Origin of the sequence: Aquipseudomonas guryensis (genome assembly GCF_014164785.1) — a bacterium.
Classification (GTDB): Bacteria; Pseudomonadota; Gammaproteobacteria; order Pseudomonadales; family Pseudomonadaceae; genus Aquipseudomonas; species Aquipseudomonas guryensis.
On sequence record NZ_JACJFN010000001.1, the window covers coordinates 1,632,042 to 1,655,884 of the forward strand.

Below are 23,843 nucleotides of genomic sequence, written 5' to 3' on the forward strand. Positions count from 1 at the left end.
CAGCAAGGTGGAGTTTTAAGTGTAGCCCTGCATTCCATAGGGGATAAAACAAAACCCCCGGTTTTGGCCGGGGGTTCTGGTTTTACTCGTCGAGGAAGGAGCGCAGATGCTCGCTTCTCGTCGGGTGGCGCAGCTTGCGCAGCGCCTTGGCTTCGATCTGGCGGATCCGCTCGCGGGTTACATCGAACTGTTTGCCGACTTCCTCGAGGGTGTGGTCGGTATTCATGTCGATGCCAAAGCGCATGCGCAGGACCTTGGCTTCGCGCGCGGTGAGGCCAGCCAGCACTTCGCGGGTGGCTTCCTTGAGGCTTTCCACGGTCGCCACGTCGATCGGCGATTGCATGGTGGAGTCCTCGATGAAGTCGCCCAGGTGCGAGTCTTCGTCGTCGCCGATCGGGGTTTCCATGGAGATCGGCTCTTTGGCGATCTTCAATACCTTGCGGATCTTGTCCTCGGGCATTTCCATGCGCTCGCCCAGCTCTTCCGGAGTCGGCTCGCGGCCCATCTCCTGCAGCATCTGGCGGGAGATGCGATTGAGCTTGTTGATCGTCTCGATCATGTGCACCGGAATACGGATGGTGCGTGCCTGGTCGGCGATCGAGCGGGTGATCGCCTGGCGAATCCACCAGGTGGCATAGGTCGAGAACTTGTACCCGCGGCGGTATTCGAACTTGTCCACCGCTTTCATCAGGCCGATGTTGCCTTCCTGAATCAGGTCGAGGAACTGCAGACCACGGTTGGTGTACTTCTTGGCGATGGAGATAACCAGGCGCAGGTTGGCCTCGACCATCTCTTTCTTCGCCCGGCGCGCTTTCGCTTCGCCGATGGACATGCGGCGGTTGATGTCCTTGATTTCGGCGATGGTCAGGCTGGTGTCGTTCTGCAGGGCGATCAGCTTTTGCTGGCAGCGCAGGATGTCGGCCTGCAGGTTGCCGATGGCCTCGGCGTACTTGGCCTTGCCTTTGGCCAGGCCGGCGGCCCAGGTTTCGTCGATTTCGTTGCCGGGGAACAGCTTGAGGAAGTCGGCACGCGGCATGCGGGCATCACGCACACACAGTTGCATGATGGCGCGTTCCTGGGCACGAACCTGCTCCAGCGAGCTGCGGACGCGCTCAACCAGGGCATCGAACTGCTTGGGCACCAGCTTGATCGGCATGAACAGCTCGGCCAGCGCAAGCAGTTCGGCGATCGCCTGCTTGCTGCTGCGGCCATGCTTCTTCAGCGCCTTACGGGCTTTTTCCAGCTGCTCGGAGACGGCGGTGAAACGGCGCAGGGCTTCTTCCGGATCCGGACCGCCATCGCCTTCTTCTTCCTCGTCGTCGCCGTCACTCTCTTCTTCGTCTTCCGCGGCTTCAGCAGCCGGGGTGGCGGTTTTCAGGTCGACCGGAACTTCTTCAGCCGGCAGGCTGCCGTCGTCCGGATCGATGTAACCGCTGAGAATATCGGACAGACGGCCACCTTCGCTGGTGACGCGCTGGTAGTCGGCGAGGATGCTGTCGACGGTACCCGGGAAGTGAGCGATAGCGCTCATGACTTCACGGATGCCTTCTTCGATGCGCTTGGCGATTTCGATTTCGCCTTCGCGGGTCAGCAGCTCCACGGTGCCCATTTCACGCATATACATGCGCACGGGGTCGGTGGTACGGCCGATATCGGTCTCTACGGCCGCCAGGGCGGCTGCAGCTTCCTCTACCGCCGCTTCATCGGTGTCGGCTTCGGCCAACAACAGGGCATCCGCATCCGGGGCAGTCTCGAATACGTTGATCCCCATGTCGTTGATCATGCGGATGATGTCTTCCACCTGTTCCGGGTCGGAAATATCCTCCGGCAGGTGGTCGTTGACCTCCGCGTAAGTCAGGTAACCCTGCTCACGACCACGGGCGATCAATTCTTTCAAACGAGATTGCTGTTGCGCTTTTCCGGACATAACACCCTATCCATTGAAGGTCTTGGCGGGCAAAAAACAAGCCGAGGATTATAACTGATTAAGGGGCTCAGGCGCCAGTTGAGCTCTTGTCGCTTGAGGAAGAAGGGCGGCTGAAGTGCTCTCGCAGTAGAGTCTTTTCTTCCTCAGTCAGTTCACTGGGGCTTTTTTGCATGACGCTGCGCAGGAGTTGCTCGCGTCGTTTCTGCAGCTGGTTATGGGCAAGTGTAGTAATGGTGTCGAAGAACTGCTTTTCAAGATTGTCCTGGTCGATCAGCCATTCCTTCTCCGCCAGGGCCTGCAGCAGGCGGCCCTGGGTGGTGCCGTGCCAGCGCGCGATCAGCTGCAGCGAGCGCAGCTGGGGATTCTTCTGCAGGGCGCCGAGCAGGGCGACCAGCAGCTGCGCGTAGGTGTCGTCTTCGGCGGCGAAATGGCTGACATCCTCGACCTTCTGCGCGAGATTGGGATGGTGCAGCAAGGTGCGCAGCGCGGTCAGGGTGGGTGACTCGACGCTGACGGCCTTGCGTGGTGTGCGCGGCTGGTCGTCGCGGCCGCCTTTCTTCCAGTTGCCATCCTTCTTCCACGGCTTGCCTTCGCCTTTCTTCCAGCTTTTCTTCTGCTCGAAGCCGGCGTCGGCGGGTGGTTCGATATGGTTGGCGTAGTCGGCGATATCGCCGTAGTCCGGCTGGGCGTCGTAATAGTGTTCGGCGGCTGGCGCGTATTCGTGCTCGGCTCTGCTCGGGCTGGTGGCGGGCGCGTGTTGCGTCATCTGCGCGAGGGCTTCGGCGGTGAGGCCGGTAATTTCGCCCAGGCGCATGCGCATCAGGGCGCGCAGGTTGTTGCCGGGGATCTGCTCGATCAGTGGGGTGGCCAGGGTCGCCAGGTGGGCCTTACCTTCCAGGGAGCGCGGGTCGGCTTCTTCGCAGAGTTGTTGGAAGAAGTAGTCGGCCAGCGGCTGGGCGTGCTGGTTGATGCGCGCACGGAAGGCGTCGGTGCCTTCGGCGCGGACCAGGCTGTCCGGGTCTTCGCCTTCCGGGAGGAACAGGAAGCGCGCGCGGCGCCCGTCTTGCAGGCTCGGCAAGGTCGACTCGAGGGCGCGCCAGGCCGCCTTGCGCCCGGCGGCGTCACCGTCGAAGCAGAACAGCACGCTGGGTACGATGCGGAACAGGCGCTTGAGGTGTTCTTCGCTGGTGGCGGTACCGAGGGTGGCCACGGCATTGCGCAGGCCTTGCTGGGCCAGGGCGATGACGTCCATGTAGCCTTCGACCACCATGATCTCGTCGAGGTCGCGGTTGTTCTTGCGCGCCTCGTACAGCCCGTAGAGCTCCTGGCCCTTGTGGAATACCGGGGTTTCCGGCGAGTTCAGGTACTTCGGTTTGTCGTCGCCAAGCACCCGGCCGCCGAAGGCGATGATCCGTCCGCGGCTGTCGCGGATGGGGAACATCACGCGGTCGCGGAAACGGTCATAGCGCTTGCCGGTTTCGGTGTTCTCGATCAGCAGGCCGGCGTCGATCATCGCCTTCAGTTGCAGGTTGTCGCCGCCCAGGTGCTTGAGCAGGTTGTCCCAGCCGGGCGGGGCGAAACCGAGGCCGAAGTCGCGGGCAATCTCGCCGGACAGGCCGCGGCCCTTGAGGTAGTCCACCGCGGCTTTGCGCGTCGGGTGGCTTTTCAGGGCCTGGCGGTAGTAATCGCTGGCGGCGGTCAGCAGGGTGTAGAGCGGCGAGTCGGTTGGTTGGCGTGGCTTGTGGCCGCGCCCGCCTTCCTCGCGCGGGATATCCATGCCAGCGCGCTTGGCCAGTTCCTCGATGGCCTGGGGGAAGTCCAGGTTGTCGTGGTCCATGATGAAGCCGAGTGCGTTGCCGCCAGCGCCGCAGCCGAAGCAATAGTAGAACTGCTTGTCCGGGCTGACGCTGAAGGACGGCGTCTTTTCCTTGTGGAACGGGCAGCAGGCGCTGTAGTTCTTGCCGGCCTTCTTTATCTGGATGCGCGAACTCACCACCTCGACTATGTCGGTGCGGTTGAGCAGGTCATCGATAAAGGATTGTGGGATCAGGCCGGCCATGGGGTCGTCAGTGTGCTGGTGCCAGAGGCGGGAGCATAAACGAAAAAACTCCGATCATCGCCGAGCGGCGAAGCGGAGTCGGATGGAGCCTGAAAATGCAAAGCCCGGCGTGAGCCGGGCCATGCGGAAACCTTTGCGGCGTGACTGATAACTCAGTACAGGCGCTCGCGGCGGCGCTGTTCGCGCTGCACTTTCTTCGCGTGACGCTTAACAGCGGCTGCTGCCTTGCGCTTGCGCTCGGTGGTTGGCTTCTCATAGAACTCGCGGCTGCGCACTTCGGCCAATACACCGGCCTTTTCGCAGGAGCGCTTGAAGCGACGCAGAGCTACGTCGAAGGGTTCGTTCTCTTTAACTTTGACGGCTGGCATCCAGGTCGTACCTTCACTGTTTTACCGAATGGACGACGCGATCCGGCTAGGGCACGGGAATACGTCGGTTTTCAAGGGCTGCGGATATTAACGCCAAGCGCCGCAGAATGCAAAGCCTCTGATCGAAAAGCGCTAGTCGGGCTGTGGGGCGACGATTATTATGCGCGCCTTCGAATTCCCACTGTATTAAAGGCGCGAACCCATGCTGGTGCTGGGCTTGGAAACTTCCTGCGATGAAACCGGTGTCGCTTTGTACGACAGCGAGCGCGGCCTGCTGGCCGATGCCCTGTTCAGCCAGATCGAGCAGCACCGGGTGTTCGGTGGCGTGGTGCCGGAGCTGGCCTCACGTGACCACGTCAAGCGCATGCTGCCGCTGATCCGCGAAGTGCTCACCACGGCCGGCGTAGAGCGCACGCAGATCGAGGCCATCGCCTATACCGCGGGTCCTGGCCTGGTCGGTGCGCTGCTGGTGGGCGCTTCGTGCTCCCAGGCCCTGGCTTTTGCCTGGGGCATTCCGGCGGTGGGCGTGCATCATATGGAAGGCCATTTGCTGGCGCCGATGCTGGAAGAACAGCCGCCCGCCTTCCCGTTCGTCGCTTTGTTGGTGTCCGGCGGACATACCCAGTTGGTACGGGTCGATGGTATCGGTCGTTATCAGCTGCTCGGCGAATCGCTGGACGACGCCGCCGGCGAGGCGTTCGACAAGACCGCCAAGCTGATGGGCCTGCAGTACCCAGGTGGCCCGGAGATTGCGCGCCTGGCCGAAATCGGTACGCCGGGGCGTTTCACCTTCCCGCGGCCGATGACCGATCGCCCCGGCCTGGACTTCAGCTTCAGCGGGCTGAAGACCTTCACCCTCAATACCTGGCTGCAGTGCCGCGAGGCGGGCGACCAGAGCGAGCAGACCCGTGCGGACGTGGCTTTGGCCTTCCAGCAGGCGGTGGTCGACACCCTGACCATCAAGTGCCGCCGCGCGCTCAAACAGACCGGCCTGAATAACCTGGTGATCGCCGGCGGCGTGAGCGCCAACCAGTCATTGCGCCAGTCCCTGGAGAAGATGCTCGGTGAGCTCAAGGGCCAGGTGTTCTATGCGCGGCCGCGCTTCTGCACCGACAACGGCGCGATGATCGCCTACGCCGGCTGCCAGCGCCTGCTGGCCGGCCAGCAGGATGGCCCTGCCATCGGTGTGCAGGCGCGCTGGCCGATGGAGCAGCTGCCAGCCATCTGAGGCGCTTGCCGTCCGATTGCTCAGAAGTGCCGTTCGCGTCCGGCGAACAGGTCGCGTAAATTGCCCCGATGGCGCCAGACGATCAGCCCGGTTAGCACGCACATCGGCAGCAGCGCTGCCGGTTGTTGCCAGGCCAGTAATGGCAAGGTCAGCGGCGTGGCGATCAGCGAGGCGAGCGAGCTGGTGCGGGTGAGGATAAAGGTCAGCGCCCAGGCGGCGAGGGCCAGCAAGGCGGCCGGCGGATACAGGCCGAGCAGCATGCCGGCGGCCGTGGCCACACCTTTGCCACCCTTGAAGCGGAAGTACAGCGGATAAAGATGGCCGATTACGGCAGCGAGGCCGATCCAGGCTTGTTGCTGGATATTCAACCCGAGCAGGTTGGCGATCAGTACCGGCAACAGGCCTTTGCACAGGTCGCCGAGCAGGGTGATGATAGCCAGCTTCTTACCCGCCACCCTGAGCATATTGGTCGCCCCGGGATTGCCCGAGCCACTGGCGCGCGGGTCCGGCCCACCGCTCAGGCGGCTGAGCAGGATGGCGAAGGACAGCGAGCCGAGCAGGTAGGCGAGCAGTACCAACAGCCAGAACATGGTATCCATTCCGGGGCGAGTGAGCCTCGATTCTAGCGGCGGGACACACTCCTTGTCGTGCTGTGGAGTTAAGTGCTTGGACAAAGTCTTTATCGAAGGTCTGGAAGTCGACACCCTGATCGGTGCCTACGACTGGGAGCGCGGCATTCGCCAGTGCCTGCAACTGGACCTGACCTTCGCCTGGGATATCCGCCCGGCCGCAGCAGGCGATGACCTGAGCAAGGCGCTCGACTATGCGGCGGTGAACCAGCACGTGCAGGCGTTTGCCAGCGCGGCCCGCTTCGAACTGGTGGAGACCTTTGCCGAGCACCTGGCTGCCAGCCTGCTAAGCGAGTTCGGCATGCCCTGGGTGCGCCTCAAGGTGACCAAGCCCGGCGCCAACCCGGCGGCCCGTGCGGTGGGTGTGGAAATCGAGCGCAGTCAGCCATGAGTCGCATACTGCTGGGCTTGGGCAGCAATATCGAACGTGAGGCGCACCTGTGTGCCGGGCTCGATGCGCTGGCCGGGTTTCTCCATGACCTGCAGTGCTCGCCGGTATTCGAGAGTGCGCCGGTGGGGATCAAGAGCGGGCCGTTCTTCAACCTGGTGGTCAGCGCGCGTACCGATCTGCCGCTGACCGAGTTGGATCGCCGGTTGAAGTTCATCGAGGCCGACAATGGCCGCTACGCGCCCAATCGCAAGGGTCTGCCGCTGGATATCGACGTGCTGCTGTACGACGAACTGGTCGGCAACTTCGATGGGCTAATCCTGCCGCGTGCGGAAATCCTCAAGAATGCCTTCGTGCTCTGGCCGCTGGCGCTGCTGGTGCCCGAGACCGTGCATCCGCTGACGGGCAGCACATTTGCCCAGCTCTGGGCAGCAGCGCAGATCGATCAGCAGCTGCGTCCGGTGGCGTTCCAGTGGCGCGGCCGCGCGCTGACGCCTGCGGCGTTACTCCAGGCCTGAGGCCCACCGCCGGGATGTGCTTCCCGGATTGCATCCGGGCTAGGGTTGCGCGCTGCGTTCCTTGTAAGCCTTGAGCACTTTCAGCCGCTCGCGCTTGAGTGCCTCGCCCAGTTCCGCACCCTGAATTCCCTGTTCCAGCAGCGGCTGCACCGCCACCGCACGAGCGGCCTGCATGGCGCCCAGCAGGTAGGCCGCTTGTGGATAGTCGCGGTCCTCGAAGCCGAGGCGCCCGCGGGCGTCCATTTCGCAGGCGGCGATGAACTCTTCGAAGCGTTGCGGGCGGCGGTAGACGTCGAAGCTCTGCAACAGGCCGAGCAGGGTCTCCGCACGCAGCTCCAAGGCTCGGTGGCCGTGGGTGTGGTATTCGCCGACCAACAGCGCTAGTTCGGCACAGTCCCGCGGTACCTTGCAGCGCGTGTTCACCGCCTTGATCAGTTTGAGGCCGCGCATTTCGTGGGCGATATGCCGTGGCCATTCGACCTGCGGCGTGGTGCCCTTGCCCAGGTCATGCAGCAGGCAGGCCCAGCGCACGCTCAGCGGCTGCTGGTGGCGGGCGCATTGCTGCAACACCATCAAGTTATGGATGCCGGTATCGATTTCCGGGTGATGGGTGGCGGTTTGCGGCACGCCGAACAGGGCGTCGACTTCCGGCAGCAACTCGGCCAGGGCGCCACAGTCGCGCAGCACCTGAATGAAGACCTCGGGGCAGGGCTCCAGCAGGGCGCGGGAGATTTCCTTCCAGCTGCGCTCGGCAGTGAGTGCTTTGAGCTCGCCGGATTCGGCTAGCTGGCGCATCAGGGCTAAGGTCTCCGGGGCCACGACAAAGCCCAGCGGCGCATAACGTGCGGCGAAGCGTGCCACCCGCAGCACGCGCAGCGGATCTTCGGCGAAGGCCGGGGAGACGTGGCGCAGCACCCGCGCGGCGAGGTCGCGCTGGCCGCCATAGGGGTCGATTACCCGGCCCTGGTCGTCCTCGGCCATGGCGTTGACGGTCAGGTCGCGGCGGATCAGGTCGTCTTCCAGGGTGACGTCCGGGCTGGCGTAGAAGGTGAAGCCGCTATAGCCCTGGCCGGATTTGCGCTCGGTGCGGGCCAGCGCATATTCCTCGCCGCTCTGCGGGTGGAGGAACACCGGAAAATCGTCGCCCACCGGCCGGTAGCCCTGATCGAGCATGCGCTGCGCATCGGCGCCGACCACCACCCAGTCGATATCGGTGATGGGCCGGCCGAGCAGGCGATCACGCACCGCGCCGCCGACTTTGTAGATCTGCATGAAATCACTCCTCCGTAGCTGCGGAGGATAAGCGAAAAAGCCCGTACCTGCTGCCTGCAGGTACGGGCTTGCGTGGTCGAGCAGGGGCTCAGATCGGCGGAATCACCAGATCCAGGCGCGGGTACTCGCTCTCGGCATCCTGCTCGTTGCGCGGCGGCACGTGCTGCATGCCGACGACCTGTTCGCCCTGGCGGACTTCCAGGTGGATGTCGAAGCCCCACAGGCGATGCAGGTGCTTGAGCACCTCGCCGGTGGAATCGCCCAGCGGTTTGCGGTCGTGCTGCTGGTGGCGCAGGGTTAGCGAACGGTCACCGCGGCGGTCGACGCTCCAGATCTGCACATTGGGTTCGCGGTTGCCCAGGTTGTACTGGGCGGCCAGGGTCTCGCGGATAATGCGATAGCCTGGCTCGTCGTGGATGGCCGGCACCAGCATGTCGTCCTGTTGGTCGTCGTCCATCACGCTGAACAGCTTGAGGTCGCGGATCACCTTGGGCGAGAGGAACTGCAGGATGAAGCTCTCGTCCTTGAAGTTGGCCATGGCGAACTTGAGGGTCGACAGCCAGTCGCTGCCGGCAATGTCGGGGAACCAGTGGCGATCTTCCTCGGTGGGGTGTTCGCAGATCCGGCGGATGTCGCAGTAGATGGCGAAGCCCAGGGTGTAGGGGTTGATGCCGCTGTAGTAGGGGCTGTCGAAGCCGGGCTGGTAGATCACGCTGGTGTGCGACTGGAGGAACTCCATCATGAAGCCATCGGTAACCAGGCCTTCGTCGTACAAATCGTTCATCAGGGTGTAGTGCCAGAAGGTCGCCCAGCCTTCGTTCATCACCTGGGTCTGGCGTTGCGGGTAGAAGTACTGGGCAATCTTGCGCACGATGCGGATCACCTCGCGCTGCCAGGGTTCCAGCAGCGGCGCGTGCTTCTCGAGGAAGTACAGGATGTTCTCCTGCGGTTCGGCCGGCCAGCGCTTGTTGTCCTGATCGTGGCCTTTGCTGGCGCCCTTGGGGATGGTGCGCCAGAGGTCGTTGATCTGCTTCTGCAGGTGTTCCTCGCGATCCTTCTGCCGCCGGCGCTCCTCTTCGGCGGAGATCGGGTAGGGCCGCTTGTAGCGGTCGACCCCGTAGTTCATCAGGGCGTGGCAGGAGTCGAGCAGGTCTTCCACCGCGTCGATACCGTGGCGTTCCTCGCACTGCATGATGTACTGCTTGGCGAACACCAGGTAATCAATGATCGAGCTGGCGTCGGTCCAGGTGCGGAACAGGTAGTTACCCTTGAAGAAGCTGTTGTGGCCGTAGCAGGCATGGGCGATTACCAGTGCTTGCATGCACATGGTGTTCTCTTCCATCAGGTAGGCGATGCACGGGTCGGAGTTGATCACGATCTCGTAGGCCAGGCCCATCTGCCCGCGCGAATAGCCCTTCTCGGTGGCGAGGAAGTGCTTGCCGTAGGACCAGTGGTGATAACCCAGGGGCATGCCGACGGACGCGTAGGCGTCCATCATCTGCTCGGCGGTGATCACTTCAATCTGGTTGGGGTAGGTGTCCAGGGCATAGCGCTCGGCAATGCGCGCTATCTCGCGGTCGTACTGGCGAACCAGGTCGAAGGTCCACTCAGAGCCTGTGGAGATCGGCTGGCGTTTTTTCTCGGATGCGGTCATCGCGGTTCCCCTCAGGTCACCAGGCGGCGCTGGAACAGTTCACGGAACACCGGGTAGATGTCGGCGGACGAGACCAGCTGCTGCTGGGCGAAAGTGTCGGCATAGGTTTCGCCGACCTGTTCGTACTCGAACCACAGCGCTTGGTGCTCGCGCGGGGTGATCTCGACGTAGGTGAAGTACTGCACGAACGGCATGATCTGGTTGATCAGGATATCGCGGCAGATCGGCGAATCGTCATTCCAGTTGTCGCCATCCGACGCCTGGGCGGCGTAGATGTTCCATTCGTTGATCGGGTAACGCGCGGCCATGATCTCCTGCATCATTTTCAGCGCGCTGGAGACGATGGTGCCGCCGGTCTCGCGCGAGTAGAAGAACTCTTCCTCGTCGACCTCTTTGGCGCTGGTGTGGTGGCGGATGAACACCACCTCGATTTTGTCGTAGTTCCGCTTCAGAAACAGATACAAGAGGATAAAGAACCGCTTGGCGATGTCCTTGGTGGCCTGGGTCATCGAGCCGGATACGTCCATCAGGCAGAACATCACCGCCTTGGAACTGGGGTTGGGCTGCTTGGTCAGCAGGTTGTACTTGAGGTCGAAGGTGTCGAGAAACGGCACGCGGTTGATGCGTACGCGCAGCTTGCTGATTTCTTCTTCCAGTGCTTGGATGTCACTGAAATTGTCCGGCTCTTCCAGCTTGAGGCGTTCCAGTTCGGCCAGGGCCTGCTTGAGCTTGGCGCGGCTGCTGCCCGACAGGGCGATGCGCCGCGCATGAGCCGAGCGCAGGGTGCGTACGATGTTGATGCGTGACGGGTTGCCTTCGTTGCTGATGCCGGCGCGCACGGTTTTGAAGGTGTCGCTGCCGGTCAGGTGACGTTTGACCAGGTTGGGCAGTTCCAGATCCTCGAACATGAAGTCGAGAAACTCCTCCTGGGTGATCTGGAAGACGAACTCGTCCATGCCTTCGCCGGAATTACTCGCCTTGCCGGCACCGCGCCCGCCGCCACCGCCGGAGGGGCGGGGGATATGGTCGCCGCCGCTGAACTGCTTGTTGCCGGGGTGCACGGTGGTCTGCTTGCCGCCGCGGCCATGGTGCAACACCGGCTCGTCAATATCGCGGCCGGGAATGCTGATCTGTTCGCCGTGCTCCATGTCGGTGATGGAGCGCCGGCTGACGGCCTCCTCCACGGCCTTCTTGATGTGGTCACGGTAACGCCGCAAGAAGCGCTGGCGGTTCACCGTGCTCTTGTTCTTGCCATTCAGGCGCCGGTCGATGACATAGCTCATGACGTCTCCTTAGCGCGCGGGCCTATAGGCCCGCGGCAGCCGGCGCGGCCACGGTGGGGCGCCGGCAACGGGTTACTGCGACTTGCGAACCCGCAGATACCACTCGGACAGCAGGCGCACCTGCTTCTCGGTGTAGCCACGTTCGACCATTCGGGTGACAAAGTCGTTGTGCTTCTGTTGATCCTCCTTGCTCGCCTTGGCGTTGAAGCTGATGACCGGCAGCAGATCCTCGGTGTTGGAGAACATTTTCTTCTCGATCACCACGCGCAGCTTTTCGTAGCTGAGCCAGGTCGGGTTCTTGCCGTTGTTGTTGGCGCGGGCGCGCAGCACGAAGTTGACGATCTCGTTGCGGAAATCCTTCGGGTTGCTGATGCCGGCCGGCTTCTCGATCTTTTCCAGTTCCTCGTTGAGGGCCACGCGATTGAGGATCTCGCCGGTTTCCGGGTCGCGGTATTCCTGATCCTGAATCCAGAAATCGGCATACAGCACGTAACGGTCGAAGATGTTCTGCCCGTACTCGCTGTAGGACTCCAGGTAGGCGGTCTGGATTTCCTTGCCGATGAACTCGATGTAGCGCGGCGCCAGGTACTCCTTGATGAAGCGCAGGTAGCGTTCGCGCACTTCGGCGGGGAACTGTTCCTGCTCGATCTGCTGCTCCAGCACATACAGCAGGTGCACCGGGTTGGCGGCGATCTCGTGGGGGTCGAAGTTGAATACCTTGGACAGGATCTTGAAGGCGAAGCGGGTCGACAGGCCGTTCATGCCTTCATCGACGCCGGCGGTGTCGCGGTACTCCTGGATCGACTTGGCCTTGGGGTCGGTGTCCTTGAGGTTTTCGCCGTCGTAGACGCGCATCTTCGAGTAGATGTTGGAGTTCTCCGGTTCCTTCAGGCGGCTCAGTACGGAGAACTGCGCGAGCATCTTCAGGGTGTCCGGGGCGCAGTGGGCCTTGGCCAGCGAGCTGTTGAACAGCAGCTTGTCGTAGATCTTCACCTCGTCGGTGACGCGCAGGCAGTACGGCACCTTGACGATGTAGATGCGGTCGATGAACGCCTCGTTGTTCTTGTTGTTGCGGAAGCTGTGCCACTCGGACTCGTTGGAGTGGGCCAGCAGGATGCCGCTGTAGGGGATCGCGCCGAGGCCTTCGGTGCTGTTGTAGTTGCCCTCCTGGGTGGCGGTGAGCAAGGGGTGCAGGACCTTGATCGGCGCCTTGAACATCTCGACGAATTCCATCAGACCCTGGTTGGCCCGGCACAGGGCGCCCGAGTAGCTGTAGGCGTCGGCGTCGTTCTGCGGGAATTCCTCCAGCTTGCGGATATCCACCTTGCCGACCAGTGCGGAGATGTCCTGGTTGTTCTCGTCGCCCGGTTCGGTCTTGGCCACGGCGATCTGATTGAGAATCGAGGGGTACAGCTTGACCACGCGGAACTGGCTGATGTCGCCACCGAACTCGGTCAGGCGCTTGGTCGCCCAGGGCGAGATGATGCTGTTGAGGTAACGCCGCGGGATGCCGTAGTCCTCTTCGAGGATGGCACCATCTTCACTGGCATTGAACAGCCCCAGCGGCGACTCGAATACCGGCGAGCCCTTGATCGCGTAGAAGGGCACTTTTTCCATCAGCTGCTTGAGCTTCTCTGCCAGCGAGGACTTGCCGCCGCCGACCGGGCCAAGCAGATAGAGGATCTGTTTCTTCTCTTCCAGGCCCTGAGCGGCATGGCGGAAGTAGGAGACGATCTGGTCGATGCACTCTTCCATGCCGTGGAAGTCGGCAAAGGCCGGGTAGCGACGGATCACCTTGTTGGAAAAGATGCGCGACAGCCGAGAATTGCTCGAAGTATCGATCAGCTCCGGCTCGCCGATGGCCATCAGCAGACGCTCGGATGCTGTGGCGTAGGCGCTGCGATCCGTTTTGCACAGTTCGAGGTATTCCTGAAGGGAATATTCCTCCTGGCGGGTCGATTCGAAGCGTTGCTGGAAGTGGCTGAATATACTCATAACTGCACCTCGCTCGCTGCATGGAGCCGGCAAGGGTCATTCGGGCGGGTGCAGAGGAGGTCGACGCGTCGGCCGTTAGAAACCCCCAGAACACCAAAAAACGCTACCGATGGCCCGGAACCGGTGTGCCGGCTCTCCCTTTTGGATGGCCTCGACCTAAGAGTAGTTCGGATTCGGCAGGGGCAAGGATGGCGTAAGGGTGACAGAACATTACCGCTCGTCGGCAATGCCCTGGGGAGCAGGCGCGGCGCGGGGTTGCGCCGCGCAGAAAATTTTTACTCGGCGTTGCCCTGGGCTACTTCGCCTGGGAACTGGCTGCGCCACAGGTCGAAGCCGCCATCCAGGCTGTAGACCTCGGCGAAACCCTGGTGCGCCAGGTAGGCCGCTGCGTTCTGGCTGGAGTTGCCGTGGTAGCAGGTGACGATCAGCGGCTGGTCGAAGTCGGCCTTGGCGATAAAGTCGGCCAGCGAGTGGTTGTCCAGGTGCCGGGAACCGCTGATATGGCCATTAGCGAAGCTCTGCGGGTCACGGATATCGACCACTACGGCGCCTTGCTCGCGCAGGGTCTGGGCCTGTTCTGGCGGGATGCGTTTGAATTCGCTCATGGGGTGTTCTCCGGGCAGTCGCAGCGGTGGCGTTCGCCGCTGTCGATGTTCATCAGGGTCATGGCGCCGCCCCACACGCAGCCGCTGTCCAGGGCGCTGAGGCCGGGCTCGTCACACTGGCCTTCCAGCGCCGCCCAGTGGCCGAAGATGATCTTGCGCCCGCGGCTCTTGCGCTGCGGGTAGCTGAACCAGGGGGCGTAGCCGGGTGGCGCGGTATCCACGCCTTCCTTGCTCTTCAGGTCGAGGGTACCGTCGGCCTTGCAGAAGCGCATGCGGGTGAGGTAGTTGGTGATCACCCGCAGGCGGGGGATGCCATGCAGGTCCTTGTCCCACTTGGCCGGCTCGTTGCCGTACATGCCATCGAGGAACAGCGGCAGGCGGGCGTCGTCGCGCAGGGCTTCCTCGACTTCGGCGGCGCGCTTGAGGGCTTTCTCCACGGTCCACTGCGGCGGGATGCCGGCATGCACCAGAGCGATATCGCGCTCGGCATCGTAATGCATCAGCTTCTGCTGGCGCAGCCAGTCGAGCAGGTTCTGCCGATCCGGGGCGTCGAGGATTTCCTGCAGGGTGTCGTTCTTCTTCAGGCGCTCGATGTTGTGCGCCACGGCCAGCAGGTGCAGGTCATGGTTACCCAACACGCAGACCAGTGAGTCGCGCATGGTGTAGAGGAAGCGCAGGGTTTCCAGCGACTGCGGGCCGCGGTTGACCAGATCGCCCACCAGCCACAGGCGATCCTTGGCCGGGTCAAAGACGACGCGTTCGAGCAGGCACTTGAGCGGTTGTAGGCAGCCCTGCAGGTCACCGACGGCGTAGGTTGCCATCAGTGCAGGGCTCCGGGCATGGCCAGGCGGAAGGGGGCGATGGTGGCATCGAAGCGTTTGCCGTCGTCGGCGAGCATCTGGTAGCTGCCCTGCATATTGCCGACCTTGGTCGCCATCACCGTGCCGCTGCTGTAGGTGTGGCTCTCGCCTGGCTGCAGGTGCGGCTGTTGGCCGACCACCCCGGCACCGCGGACTTCCTGCACGCGGCCGTCGCCGTCGGTGATGATCCAGTGGCGGCTGAGCAGCTTGGCGGCCACCTCGCCGTTGTTGTGGATGGTCACCGTGTAAGCGAAGGCGAAACGGTTCTGCTCCGGGCTGGATTGCTCCGGCAGATAGCGGGTGGCGACGCTGACGTCGACCTGGTAGCGCGAATCGGACATGGGCGGCAACTCGGGAAGCTGTAAAGCAGTTTAGTCCTGGGTCTGGACCTTGGGTTGCGCGGCGAGCTGATCGGCCAGGCGCACGAAGGCAGCCAGGTCGAGTTGCTCCGGGCGCAGGCTGCCATCGACGCCGGCGGCCTCGATCTCGGCGCTGCTGAGCAGGCCCTTGAGCGTGTTGCGCAGGGTCTTGCGACGCTGGTTGAAGGCTTCGCGCACCACCCGTTCGAGCAGGCGATGATCCTTGGCCGGGAACGGTAGTACGTCGTGCGGCACTAGGCGGACGATGGCCGAGTCGACCTTGGGCGGCGGATTGAACGCGCCCGGGCCGACATTGAACAGATGCTCCACGCGGCAGTGGTACTGGACCATGATCGACAGGCGGCCCCAGTCGCCACCGCCCGGCTCGGCGGCCAGGCGCTCGACCACTTCCTTCTGCAGCATGAAGTGCATGTCGCTGATCAAGGGGGCGTTATCCAGCAGATGGAAGATTAGCGGCGTGGAGATGTTGTAGGGCAGGTTACCGACCACGCGCAGGCTGTGCGGTGCGGCTTCGAGACGGTTGAAGTCGAACTTCAGTGCGTCACCCTGGTTCAGGCGGAAGTTGCTCAGGTGACCGAACTTGCCCTGCAGGATCGGGATCAGGTCGAGGTCGAGCTCGATCACATCGAGCTGGCCACCGCTGCTCAGCAGGCCTTCGGTCAGGGCGCCCTGGCCTGGGCCGATCTCCAGCAGGCGCTCGCCTTCGCGGGCATGGATGGCGCGCAGGATACGGTGGATCACCCCGGCGTCATGCAGGAAGTTCTGGCCAAAGCGCTTGCGCGCGCGGTGTTGGTATTCGGACATCGGGACAGCTCCAGGCTTCAAGCTGCGCGCTTGAAGCGAATGCAAAGAGGCGCAGTTTAACAGCAATGCCGGCGCAGGCCGTATGCGCTGCGCCGGGCAATGCAGGTCTACGCGGCTTCAGCGACGGCTAGCGGCCATCTGGTAGGCGGTTTCCAGCGCCACCTGCAGGCTGCCGCAGTCGATCTGGCCGCTGCCGGCCAGGTCCAGGGCTGTGCCGTGATCGACTGAGGTGCGGATGATCGGCAGACCTAGGGTGACGTTGACCGCCGCGCCAAAGCCCTTGTACTTGAGCACCGGCAGGCCCTGGTCGTGGTACATGGCCAGCACTGCGTCGCATTGATCGAGGTGCTTGGGGGTGAACAGGGTGTCGGCCGGCAGCGGGCCGATCAGGTTCAGGCCTTCGCCGCGCAGCAGTTCGAGGGTCGGTTCGATCACCTCGATTTCCTCGCGGCCCAGGTGGCCGCCTTCGCCGGCATGGGGATTGAGGCCGCAGACCAGGATGCGTGGCTGGGCGATGCCGAACTTCTGCACCAGGTCGGCGTGCAGGATGCGCGCGACTCGCGCCAGGCGCTCGGCGGTGATGGCGGCAGCGACATCCTTGAGCGGCAGGTGGGTGGTCACCAGGGCCACGCGCAGGCCGCGGGTGGCCAGCATCATCACCACCTGCTCGGTGTGGGTCAGCTCGGCAAGGAATTCGGTATGTCCGGAGAAGGCGATGCCCGCTTCGTTGATTACGCCCTTGTGTACGGGGGCGGTGATCATGCCGGCGAAGTCGCCATCCAGGCAGCCCTGGCCGGCACGGGTCAGGGTTTGCAGGACATAGGCAGCGTTGCTGGAATCGAGCTGGCCGGGGCGAACCTTGGCTTGCAGCGGGGTATCCCAGACATACAGGCTGCCGGCCGGCGCAGGTTGGCTCGGCCAGTTGCCTGGCGCTGCCGCCAACAGGTCGATCCGCAGGCCCAGCAGGGCTGCCCGTTCGCTCAGCAGCTCACGGCTGGCAATGGCGACCAGGGGGTGAGGCTGGGCAGCTCGGGCCAGCAACAGGCACAGATCCGGGCCGATGCCGGCTGGCTCACCAGGGGTCAGGGCGAAAAGCTGGGCGGTGGTCATCGGCAGGTTCTCTTCTGGGTGGTGTTGGTCGTGGCGCCGCAAGCCAACACTCTACGCTGAAAATTAGTGGCGAAAAAAAGCCCGGCAATGCCGGGCTTGGGTATTACAGCAAGCCCAATCAGAGCTTGATCTCGACGTAAGCCTCGTCGCGGATCTGGCGCAACCAGGCCTGCAACTCTTCTTCGTACTTGCGATTGCGCAGGGCATTCATCGCCTGCTGCTCGCGGAACTTCTCGCTGTTGTCAGTGGCGCGACGACCGAGCACTTCCAGGACGTGCCAGCCGTATTGGCTTTTGAATGGCTTGGACAGCTCGCCGCTGGAGGTCTTGGCCATGACTTCGCGGAACTCGGGGACCAGGGTGCTGGGGTCGATCCAGTTGAGGTCGCCGCCATTCAGTGCGGAGCCTGGGTCCTCGGAGTAGCTTTTCGCCAGCTCGGCAAAATCTTCACCGGAAACGATGCGCTCATACAGGCGCTCGGCCAGACGACGGGTTTCCGTTTCGCTGCGGATTTCACTGGGCTTGATCAGGATGTGGCGCACATGCACCTCATCGCTTACCACGCTGCTACCACCGCGCTTTTCCAGCAGCTTGATGATCATGAAACCGTTGGGTGTGCGAATCGGTTCGGTGATCTCACCGGGAGCCAGCGCGCTGATCAGCTCATCCAGTGGTGGTGGCAGTTGACCGGCTTTGCGCCAGCCAATCTCGCCGCCTTCCAGAGCGTTTTCACTGGCCGAGTTGCTGATGGCCAACTGAGCGAAATCCCCGCCGTTGCGCAGCTCATCATAGAGGCTGCTGACGCGGCGTGCTGCCGCCTGGATGGCTTCCGGAGAGGCACCCTCGGGCAGCGGAATCAGGATGTTGGCCAGACGAAATTCTTCCGACAGTTGCATCTTGCCCAGGTCGGAAGCGAGGAAGTTCTTCACTTCCTGGTCGGTAACCTGGATGCGTTCTCCCACACGGCGCTGACGCACGCGGCTGATGACCATCTCACGACGAATCTGCTCGCGAGCATCGTTGTAGGACAGACCGTCGCGCTGGAGAGCGGCGCTGAACTGCTCAAGGGTCAGGTTATTGCGTTGGGCAATACTGGCCATCGCTTGGTTCAGCTCTTCGTCGGTGATGCGAATACCTGAACGCTCGCCGATCTGCAGCTGCAGGTTTTCGACGATCAGGCGTTCGAGTACCTGCTGGTTGAGCACATCGGTCGGCGGCAGCTGCGCGCCACGCTTGGCGATGGTCTGTTGCACCTCACGGGCACGGGCATCCAGCTGGCTTTGCATGATCACGTCGTTATCGACGATGGCGACCACGCGATTGAGGGACTGGATCTCGGCCTGTACTGCAGAACCGAGAAAAACGGCGCCCAGCAGCAGCGGGCGCAGGCAATCAGAAAGCTTGATCTTCACGTTGACGATAACCCTGGATACCTTGGTCGAGGAAACTTTCCGCCTTGTTACCTACCACGCCACCGAGCCCTTTCAGGACGATCTGCAGGAAGATACCGCGGTCGGGTTGATCATTCTGGCTCGGGTTCAGACTGTATTCGTCGTAGTCGATCCAGTAACGATTGATCAGGCGCAGTTTCCAGCAGCAGCTGTCGTATTCGAAACCACCGAAGGCTTCGAGCGTACGGTTCTGGTTGTAGTCATGTTGCCAGCGGGCGATGGCGCTCCACTGCGGGATGACCGGCCAGATGATCGAGAAGTCGTGTTGATCGACCTTGTAGTAGTCCTTGATGTAGTTAGCGCTTCCAGGGGTACCGAAGTCACCGCCGCCAACTTTCCACTCACCCGTGGACTGGTCGTAGCGGACAGCATCGTTGCGGTAGCGATAGCCGGCGTTGATCACCTTGTTCGGGTTGGCTTCCGGCTGGTAGTGGAACATGGCGCTGCCGGAGCGAGTGCTACTGCTATCCGGATCCCAGTTGAAGTCAGACGAGAAGCGCCAGTCGCGGTTGAAGCGGTAAAGGTATTCAAGCGCGTAGGGGGATACATTCGCTTGTGCATCAGTACGGGTCTCGTAATTGATACCTGGCAACTGAACTTCGCGGTCAGCAAAGTAGATAGCCTGGCCGATGCTAAAGCGCTGGCGCTCGAAGCCATTCGATTCGATCCAGCGATTGGTTACGCCCAGCGACAGTTTGTTTTCGTCACCGATGCGATCCTTGCCGGTAAAGCGGTTCTCGCGGAACAGCGAGGCGTAGTTGAAGGTCGACTCGCTGGTGTCGAAGACCGGGATGTCGGTCTGGTCTTCCTCGGGGACATAGAGGTAGAACAGGCGCGGCTCCAGGGTCTGCCGGTAGTTGGTGCCGAACAGCGAGGTGTTGCGGTCGAAGTACAGGCCACTATCCAGGCTGAACAGGCCGACACCACGGTTCTGGCTGCTGCTGTACTCCTGATCGGCGAGCAGAGTGTCTTCTCCGCGCTGATCCAGATCCAGATCGTAGTTGGTTTGCAGGTACTTGATGGTCGGCTTGACGTAACCCCAGGTCCAGTTCAGCGGCAGGCTGACGCCCGGTTCCAGGTGGACGCGATCACCATTGGCGCGGGCCAGGCCTTTGATCCGGGTGTCGTACCAAGGCTCCAGATTGCCATCTTCATCGCTGAAGTTACCGCTACGCAGGTCGCGGTCGAAGCGCACGAACTCGGTCTGGTAGGCGAAGTTCAGCCCGCCCGGCTGGAATGGTAGTGCGCCATTGAAGGTGATCTGCGGCAGGCGGTCATAAGGCGTAATGTCGGTGACCGTGGCCAGTTCATAGGCATGCGCATTCAGGCGTGCGGTAAAGCTATCGCCGCGGTAGGTCAGAGCGCCTTGCTGGTTGACGAAGGTGCTGCGGCTGATCTCCAGGTCGCTGTCGAGATCCTGGAAGTAGTACGGATCGCTGATGTCGGTGTAGTCGACCTCCGCCAGCAGGCGCGAGTCGAGGCCGCCCTTGTGCTTCCAGTTGTACATCCAGCGCTGGTCTTCGTATTCGGACTGCAGCTTGCGCTCGTCTTCCTGGTCATCCAGCCAGGCGCCGCCGATCTGGCCTTCGCTGCTCTTGGTCAGGTAGCGCCCCTCACCTTCCAGCAGCAAGCCACGGTTGCTCATGTAGGTGGGGTACAGGGTGGCGTCGTAGTTCGGCGCCAGGTTGAAGTAGTACGGGGTGGCCAGGAGGAAGCCGGTATCGCTCGACGAGCCAATGCTCGGGGCGAGGAAGCCGGACTGGCGGCGATCGTCGATCGGGAAATAGATGTACGGGGTGTAGAACACCGGAATGTCCTTCACCCGCAACGTCACGTTGGTCGCGGTGCCGAAACCGGTGGCCGGGTTCAGCTTGATGTTGTTGCCCTTTAGGTTCCAGGCATTGCTGCCCGGTTCGCAGCGGGTGTAAGTACCATCCTTGAGGCGGATGATCGCACTGTCTTCACGCTTGGCGTATAGCGCACTGCCGCGCACGTGACCTTTGTGCAGCACGTACTCGGCGTTCTCGACCTTGGCTTCGCCATTGTCCAGCTGGATCTCGGCGCGGTCGCCCACCACCAGAGTGCCCTGGTCGCGCAGGCGCACGTTGCCAGTCAGCTCGCCGCGGTTCTCGGTCTGGTGCAGGCTGGCCTCGTCGGCCTCGATCTGCATGCCGGACTGGCGGATGACTACGTCACCGGCGAGGGTGGCGGTCTGGGTTTCCTGGGCGTAGCGCGAGGCCTTGGCGGAGACGAACATCGGCGCCTCGTCCATCGGCGTGTCGTCGCTCATGCCAGGGCGCAGGGGTTCGATGTAGGAGCCGGCACAGTAAGGGCCGACTTCGGCCAGCTGGGCCGCGGAAAGCTTGTCGCGCGGCACCCAGTCGAGATGGCTGTAGTCCGCACTGCGGCTGCTCAGGGCTTTACCCTCGCTTTCGGTAACCAGTACGGCCTGCGATTGCTCGCCAGCGCTTTCGCCGTCGGCAGACTTCGCGGAACCGGCGACTGCACTGACCGCAGTCGCGGTATGCTGCGGCCGCGGCAACTGGGCGCTGCTGTCGGCTTTCGGCGTGCAAGCCCAGCCACCGGAGGTGGAGGCCTGGCAGTCGAACTGCTCGGCGGCAATAACCAAAGGAGTGGCTACTGGCTGCATGGCCAGCAGGCTGCCGGTGACCAGCAGTGGGAATTTTTTACGGAACACGGGGATTTTTACTGCCATCTTGTTAGTCCGGGCTTCCTGCGCGCCTTCGACCCGCGGGGGCCGCACGCCTCTCGATGGGCGAAAAAAGATGCTGGATAATAAAGCATGACCCGCGCAACGGCTAGCGCCGTCGGAGACCCTTGTAATGCCTGATCAAGATGTACGCTTCCAGCTGCTGCAGGGCTGGCTGGAGCAGTGTTTGCCCGCGTTGTTCACTGCCGAAGGCTGGGGCGCTGTGCCCAATGCCGAGCTTACCCCGGCCAGCAGCGATGCCAGTTTTCGTCGTTATTTCCGTTGGCAGGGGGCCGGGCGCACCCTGATTGTCATGGATGCGCCGCCACCCCAGGAAGACTGCCGGCCCTTCGTCAAGGTGGCCGACATGCTCGCCGCCGCTGGCGTACACGTGCCGCGGATTCTCGCTGCCGATGTCGAGGGCGGCTTCCTGTTGCTCGACGACCTGGGCCGGCAGACCTGGCTGGAAGTGCTCAATGCGGACAATGCCGATGCGTTGTTCGAGGATGCTCTGCAGGCGCTGGTGACCTTGCAGAAACTGCCGGTCGACGGCCAGCTGCCGCCCTATGACGACGCCCTGCTGCGCCGCGAGCTGCAGCTGTTCCCCGACTGGTACCTGCAGCGTCACCTGGGCGTCGAGCTGAATGCCGCGCAGCAGGCGCAGTGGCAGCAGGTCTGCAACCTGTTGATCGACAGCGCCCTGGCCCAGCCGCGGGTGCTGGTGCATCGCGACTACATGCCGCGCAACCTGATGCTCAGCGAACCCAACCCGGGCGTGCTGGATTTTCAGGACGCGGTGCACGGCCCGGTCACGTACGACGTCACCAGCCTGTTCAAGGATGCCTTCCTCAGCTGGCCGGAAGAGCGTGTGCTGGCCTGGCTGCAGCGCTACTGGCAACTGGCGGGGGCGGCCGGCATCGAACTGCCGGCCGACTTCGCGGCTTTTCACCGGGCCAGCGACCTGATGGGCGTGCAGCGTCACCTCAAGGTGATCGGCATCTTCGCGCGCATCTGCCACCGCGACGGCAAACCCAAGTACCTGGGCGATGTGCCACGTTTCTTCACCTATATAGAAGCGGTGCTGGCGCGTCGTCCCGAGCTGGCAGTACTCGGCGAGCTGCTTGCCAGCCTGCCGCAGCGGGAGAGTCAGCCGGCATGAAGGCGATGATCCTGGCCGCCGGCAAGGGCGAACGCCTGCGCCCGTTGACCCTGCATACCCCCAAACCGCTGGTACGCGCTGGCGGTGTGCCGCTGATCGAGTTCCATGTGCGGGCCCTGGCGGCGGCCGGTTTTCGTGAACTGGTGATCAACCATGCCTGGCTGGGCCAGCAGATCGAGGACTACCTGGGCGACGGCGCGCGGTTCGGCCTGAGCATCCGCTACTCCGCCGAAGGTGAACCGCTGGAAACCGGCGGCGGCATCTTCCGCGCCCTGCCGCTGCTGGGTGACGAGCCGTTCCTGGTGGTCAATGGCGATATCTGGACTGATTTCGACTTCGCCCGGGTGCGTCAGCCGCTTTTGGGGCTGGCCCATCTGCTGCTGGTGGATAACCCGGCCCATCACCCGACTGGCGACTTCCACTTGCAGGATGGCCGCGTCAGGGATGCCGTCGCCGGCCAGCCGAGCCTGACCTACAGCGGCATTGCCGTGCTGCATCCGCAGCTGTTTACTGGTTGCCAGCCTGGCGCATTCAAACTGGCGCCTTTATTGCGCCGGGCGATGGCGGACGGCCAGGTGACGGGCGAGCACTTCCACGGGCGCTGGGTGGATGTTGGCACCCACGAGCGCCTGGCCGAGGTCGAGCAGCTGTTGGCGGCGGGGCGCTGATATGTTCTGGCCGGTAACCGTGCTCGGTGTTCTGGCTGGCTGGGCGCTGGCCAGTATTCCTGGCGCCTTGCTCGGTGGCCTGCTCGGCCAGGTGCTCGATCGGCGCCTCAAGCTGAACTCCTGGGCCAGCCTGCGTGCCCTGTTCTGGTCGCCCAGGCTGGATGACGATGAGCTGCTGTTCATGCTCCTCGGGCGTCTGGCCAAGTGTGGTGGTCGCGTGCTGCAGGTGCATATCCATGCGGCACGGCAGGAGATGCAGCGTCTGCGCCTGGGCGAGACGGCACGGCAGCGGGCGATGGAGGCTTTCGGCCGGGGCAAGCTGATGACGGACAGTTTCGAGGAGCATCTGCAGGGTTTGCGGCGGCGTCCCGAGCGGGCCGAAGTGCTGCTGCGCAGTTGCTGGCGCATGGCCTGGGCCGATGGTCGGGTCAGTGAGCAGGAGTATGAGCTGATCCAGCAATGGGGCAGCTGGTTGGGCTGGGTGCGTGATGACCTGAATGCCCTGGCCGATGAATATGAGCCGAGCCGGCGGGTGGTCGACCCGGTTCCCGGCGACTACCAGGCGGCCTTGCGCATGCTCGGGGTAAAGAACAGCAGTGAGCCGGCGGCGATCAAACGTGCCTACCGCAAGCTGCTCAGCCAGCATCACCCGGACAAGCTGGCCGGTGGCGGCGCCAGCCCCGCACAGATTCGCGCGGCCACTGAGCGCACCAGCGAACTGCACCAGGCCTATGAGTTGATTCGCTCGCGGCGTGGCTTTCGCTAACGGCTCAGGC

The 23,843-nt window shown here is 63.0% G+C and carries 21 protein-coding genes; 6 read left to right on the forward strand and 15 right to left on the reverse strand.

Annotated features, from left to right (window positions below; translation table 11 throughout):
* Positions 1 to 82: 82 nt before the first annotated feature.
* The 3 genes from rpoD to rpsU all read right to left on the reverse strand — a co-directional run bounded on the left by rpoD (position 83) and on the right by rpsU (position 4,354).
* On the reverse strand, positions 83 to 1,927 hold the full coding sequence (gene rpoD, locus H3H45_RS07360) for an RNA polymerase sigma factor RpoD (RefSeq protein ID WP_182833043.1): 1,845 nt from the start codon (positions 1,925 to 1,927) through the stop codon (positions 83 to 85).
* A 67-nt stretch (positions 1,928 to 1,994) separates the two neighbouring features.
* Positions 1,995 to 3,986 (reverse strand): DNA primase, encoded by a 1,992-nt coding sequence (gene dnaG / locus H3H45_RS07365; RefSeq protein WP_182833044.1) that lies wholly within the window; start codon positions 3,984 to 3,986, stop codon positions 1,995 to 1,997.
* Positions 3,987 to 4,138: 152 nt separating this feature from the next.
* Positions 4,139 to 4,354, reverse strand: coding sequence for a 30S ribosomal protein S21 (gene rpsU / locus H3H45_RS07370; protein WP_021702507.1), 216 nt, complete (start codon positions 4,352 to 4,354; stop codon positions 4,139 to 4,141).
* Between the two features lie 202 nt (positions 4,355 to 4,556).
* Here rpsU and tsaD point away from each other — a divergent pair, with 202 nt between their 5' ends.
* Positions 4,557 to 5,582, forward strand: coding sequence for a tRNA (adenosine(37)-N6)-threonylcarbamoyltransferase complex transferase subunit TsaD (tsaD, locus tag H3H45_RS07375; protein WP_182833045.1), 1,026 nt, complete (start codon positions 4,557 to 4,559; stop codon positions 5,580 to 5,582).
* A 20-nt stretch (positions 5,583 to 5,602) separates the two neighbouring features.
* Here the strand turns inward: tsaD and plsY are convergent, their stop codons facing one another.
* Positions 5,603 to 6,172 carry a glycerol-3-phosphate 1-O-acyltransferase PlsY gene (gene plsY / locus H3H45_RS07380; protein ID WP_182833046.1) on the reverse strand — a complete coding sequence of 190 codons (570 nt, stop codon included), beginning with the start codon at positions 6,170 to 6,172 and terminating at the stop codon, positions 5,603 to 5,605.
* A gap of 76 nt (positions 6,173 to 6,248) precedes the next feature.
* Here plsY and folB point away from each other — a divergent pair, with 76 nt between their 5' ends.
* Both folB and folK read left to right on the forward strand, forming a co-directional pair.
* Positions 6,249 to 6,602 carry a dihydroneopterin aldolase gene (folB, locus tag H3H45_RS07385; protein ID WP_182833047.1) on the forward strand — a complete coding sequence of 118 codons (354 nt, stop codon included), beginning with the start codon at positions 6,249 to 6,251 and terminating at the stop codon, positions 6,600 to 6,602.
* Positions 6,599 to 7,117 carry a 2-amino-4-hydroxy-6-hydroxymethyldihydropteridine diphosphokinase gene (gene folK / locus H3H45_RS07390; RefSeq protein ID WP_182833048.1) on the forward strand — a complete coding sequence of 173 codons (519 nt, stop codon included), beginning with the start codon at positions 6,599 to 6,601 and terminating at the stop codon, positions 7,115 to 7,117. The genes folB and folK overlap by 4 nt, the downstream gene beginning before the upstream one ends.
* Positions 7,118 to 7,156: 39 nt before the next feature.
* Here the strand turns inward: folK and H3H45_RS07395 are convergent, their stop codons facing one another.
* The 11 genes from H3H45_RS07395 to H3H45_RS07445 all read right to left on the reverse strand — a co-directional run bounded on the left by H3H45_RS07395 (position 7,157) and on the right by H3H45_RS07445 (position 21,246).
* On the reverse strand, positions 7,157 to 8,389 hold the full coding sequence (locus H3H45_RS07395) for a multifunctional CCA addition/repair protein (RefSeq protein ID WP_182833049.1): 1,233 nt from the start codon (positions 8,387 to 8,389) through the stop codon (positions 7,157 to 7,159).
* Between the two features lie 88 nt (positions 8,390 to 8,477).
* Positions 8,478 to 10,043: a SpoVR family protein gene (locus H3H45_RS07400; protein ID WP_182833050.1), complete on the reverse strand. Its 1,566-nt coding sequence runs from the start codon at positions 10,041 to 10,043 to the stop codon at positions 8,478 to 8,480.
* 11 nt (positions 10,044 to 10,054) lie between these two features.
* Positions 10,055 to 11,326 carry a YeaH/YhbH family protein gene (locus H3H45_RS07405; protein WP_182833051.1) on the reverse strand — a complete coding sequence of 424 codons (1,272 nt, stop codon included), beginning with the start codon at positions 11,324 to 11,326 and terminating at the stop codon, positions 10,055 to 10,057.
* 72 nt (positions 11,327 to 11,398) lie between these two features.
* A complete protein-coding gene (locus H3H45_RS07410) occupies positions 11,399 to 13,321 on the reverse strand; it encodes a PrkA family serine protein kinase (RefSeq protein ID WP_182833052.1) in 1,923 nt (640 codons plus the stop codon).
* A 275-nt stretch (positions 13,322 to 13,596) separates the two neighbouring features.
* Positions 13,597 to 13,926, reverse strand: a complete 330-nt coding sequence (gene glpE / locus H3H45_RS07415) for a thiosulfate sulfurtransferase GlpE (RefSeq protein WP_182833053.1) — start codon at positions 13,924 to 13,926, stop codon at positions 13,597 to 13,599.
* Positions 13,923 to 14,747, reverse strand: coding sequence for a symmetrical bis(5'-nucleosyl)-tetraphosphatase (locus H3H45_RS07420; protein WP_182833054.1), 825 nt, complete (start codon positions 14,745 to 14,747; stop codon positions 13,923 to 13,925). The genes glpE and H3H45_RS07420 overlap by 4 nt, the downstream gene beginning before the upstream one ends.
* Positions 14,747 to 15,127, reverse strand: a complete 381-nt coding sequence (gene apaG, locus H3H45_RS07425; RefSeq protein ID WP_182833055.1) for a Co2+/Mg2+ efflux protein ApaG — start codon at positions 15,125 to 15,127, stop codon at positions 14,747 to 14,749. The genes H3H45_RS07420 and apaG overlap by 1 nt, the downstream gene beginning before the upstream one ends.
* Before the next feature lie 30 nt (positions 15,128 to 15,157).
* Positions 15,158 to 15,970: a 16S rRNA (adenine(1518)-N(6)/adenine(1519)-N(6))-dimethyltransferase RsmA gene (rsmA, locus tag H3H45_RS07430; protein ID WP_182833056.1), complete on the reverse strand. Its 813-nt coding sequence runs from the start codon at positions 15,968 to 15,970 to the stop codon at positions 15,158 to 15,160.
* Between the two features lie 117 nt (positions 15,971 to 16,087).
* Positions 16,088 to 17,080: a 4-hydroxythreonine-4-phosphate dehydrogenase PdxA gene (gene pdxA, locus H3H45_RS07435; protein ID WP_182833057.1), complete on the reverse strand. Its 993-nt coding sequence runs from the start codon at positions 17,078 to 17,080 to the stop codon at positions 16,088 to 16,090.
* Between the two features lie 118 nt (positions 17,081 to 17,198).
* Entirely contained in the window at positions 17,199 to 18,491 is a 1,293-nt protein-coding gene (locus H3H45_RS07440) for a peptidylprolyl isomerase (RefSeq protein ID WP_182833058.1), read from the reverse strand.
* Complete coding sequence (locus tag H3H45_RS07445) at positions 18,472 to 21,246, reverse strand: LPS-assembly protein LptD (protein ID WP_182833059.1); 2,775 nt, start codon at positions 21,244 to 21,246, stop codon at positions 18,472 to 18,474. The genes H3H45_RS07440 and H3H45_RS07445 overlap by 20 nt, the downstream gene beginning before the upstream one ends.
* Before the next feature lie 127 nt (positions 21,247 to 21,373).
* Here H3H45_RS07445 and H3H45_RS07450 point away from each other — a divergent pair, with 127 nt between their 5' ends.
* The 3 genes from H3H45_RS07450 to H3H45_RS07460 are packed head-to-tail and all read left to right on the forward strand — an operon-like array spanning position 21,374 to position 23,833.
* A complete protein-coding gene (locus H3H45_RS07450; protein ID WP_182833060.1) occupies positions 21,374 to 22,399 on the forward strand; it encodes an aminoglycoside phosphotransferase family protein in 1,026 nt (341 codons plus the stop codon).
* Entirely contained in the window at positions 22,396 to 23,067 is a 672-nt protein-coding gene (murU, locus tag H3H45_RS07455; RefSeq protein WP_182833061.1) for an N-acetylmuramate alpha-1-phosphate uridylyltransferase MurU, read from the forward strand. Before H3H45_RS07450 ends, murU begins: the two co-directional genes overlap by 4 nt.
* 1 nt (position 23,068) lies before the next feature.
* Positions 23,069 to 23,833, forward strand: a complete 765-nt coding sequence (locus H3H45_RS07460) for a TerB family tellurite resistance protein (protein WP_182833062.1) — start codon at positions 23,069 to 23,071, stop codon at positions 23,831 to 23,833.
* Positions 23,834 to 23,843: the final 10 nt, after the last annotated feature.

Coding starts and splice junctions, on each gene's coding strand:
- rpoD (WP_182833043.1), bottom strand. CDS start 1,927: ATGTCCGGAAAAGCGCAACAGCAATCTCGTTTGAAAGAATTGATCGCC.
- dnaG (WP_182833044.1), bottom strand. CDS start 3,986: ATGGCCGGCCTGATCCCACAATCCTTTATCGATGACCTGCTCAACCGC.
- rpsU (WP_021702507.1), bottom strand. CDS start 4,354: ATGCCAGCCGTCAAAGTTAAAGAGAACGAACCCTTCGACGTAGCTCTG.
- tsaD (WP_182833045.1), top strand. CDS start 4,557: ATGCTGGTGCTGGGCTTGGAAACTTCCTGCGATGAAACCGGTGTCGCT.
- plsY (WP_182833046.1), bottom strand. CDS start 6,172: ATGTTCTGGCTGTTGGTACTGCTCGCCTACCTGCTCGGCTCGCTGTCC.
- folK (WP_182833048.1), top strand. CDS start 6,599: ATGAGTCGCATACTGCTGGGCTTGGGCAGCAATATCGAACGTGAGGCG.
- H3H45_RS07395 (WP_182833049.1), bottom strand. CDS start 8,389: ATGCAGATCTACAAAGTCGGCGGCGCGGTGCGTGATCGCCTGCTCGGC.
- H3H45_RS07400 (WP_182833050.1), bottom strand. CDS start 10,043: ATGACCGCATCCGAGAAAAAACGCCAGCCGATCTCCACAGGCTCTGAG.
- H3H45_RS07405 (WP_182833051.1), bottom strand. CDS start 11,326: ATGAGCTATGTCATCGACCGGCGCCTGAATGGCAAGAACAAGAGCACG.
- H3H45_RS07410 (WP_182833052.1), bottom strand. CDS start 13,321: ATGAGTATATTCAGCCACTTCCAGCAACGCTTCGAATCGACCCGCCAG.
- glpE (WP_182833053.1), bottom strand. CDS start 13,926: ATGAGCGAATTCAAACGCATCCCGCCAGAACAGGCCCAGACCCTGCGC.
- H3H45_RS07420 (WP_182833054.1), bottom strand. CDS start 14,747: ATGGCAACCTACGCCGTCGGTGACCTGCAGGGCTGCCTACAACCGCTC.
- apaG (WP_182833055.1), bottom strand. CDS start 15,127: ATGTCCGATTCGCGCTACCAGGTCGACGTCAGCGTCGCCACCCGCTAT.
- rsmA (WP_182833056.1), bottom strand. CDS start 15,970: ATGTCCGAATACCAACACCGCGCGCGCAAGCGCTTTGGCCAGAACTTC.
- pdxA (WP_182833057.1), bottom strand. CDS start 17,080: ATGACCACCGCCCAGCTTTTCGCCCTGACCCCTGGTGAGCCAGCCGGC.
- H3H45_RS07445 (WP_182833059.1), bottom strand. CDS start 21,246: ATGGCAGTAAAAATCCCCGTGTTCCGTAAAAAATTCCCACTGCTGGTC.
- H3H45_RS07450 (WP_182833060.1), top strand. CDS start 21,374: ATGCCTGATCAAGATGTACGCTTCCAGCTGCTGCAGGGCTGGCTGGAG.
- murU (WP_182833061.1), top strand. CDS start 22,396: ATGAAGGCGATGATCCTGGCCGCCGGCAAGGGCGAACGCCTGCGCCCG.
- H3H45_RS07460 (WP_182833062.1), top strand. CDS start 23,069: ATGTTCTGGCCGGTAACCGTGCTCGGTGTTCTGGCTGGCTGGGCGCTG.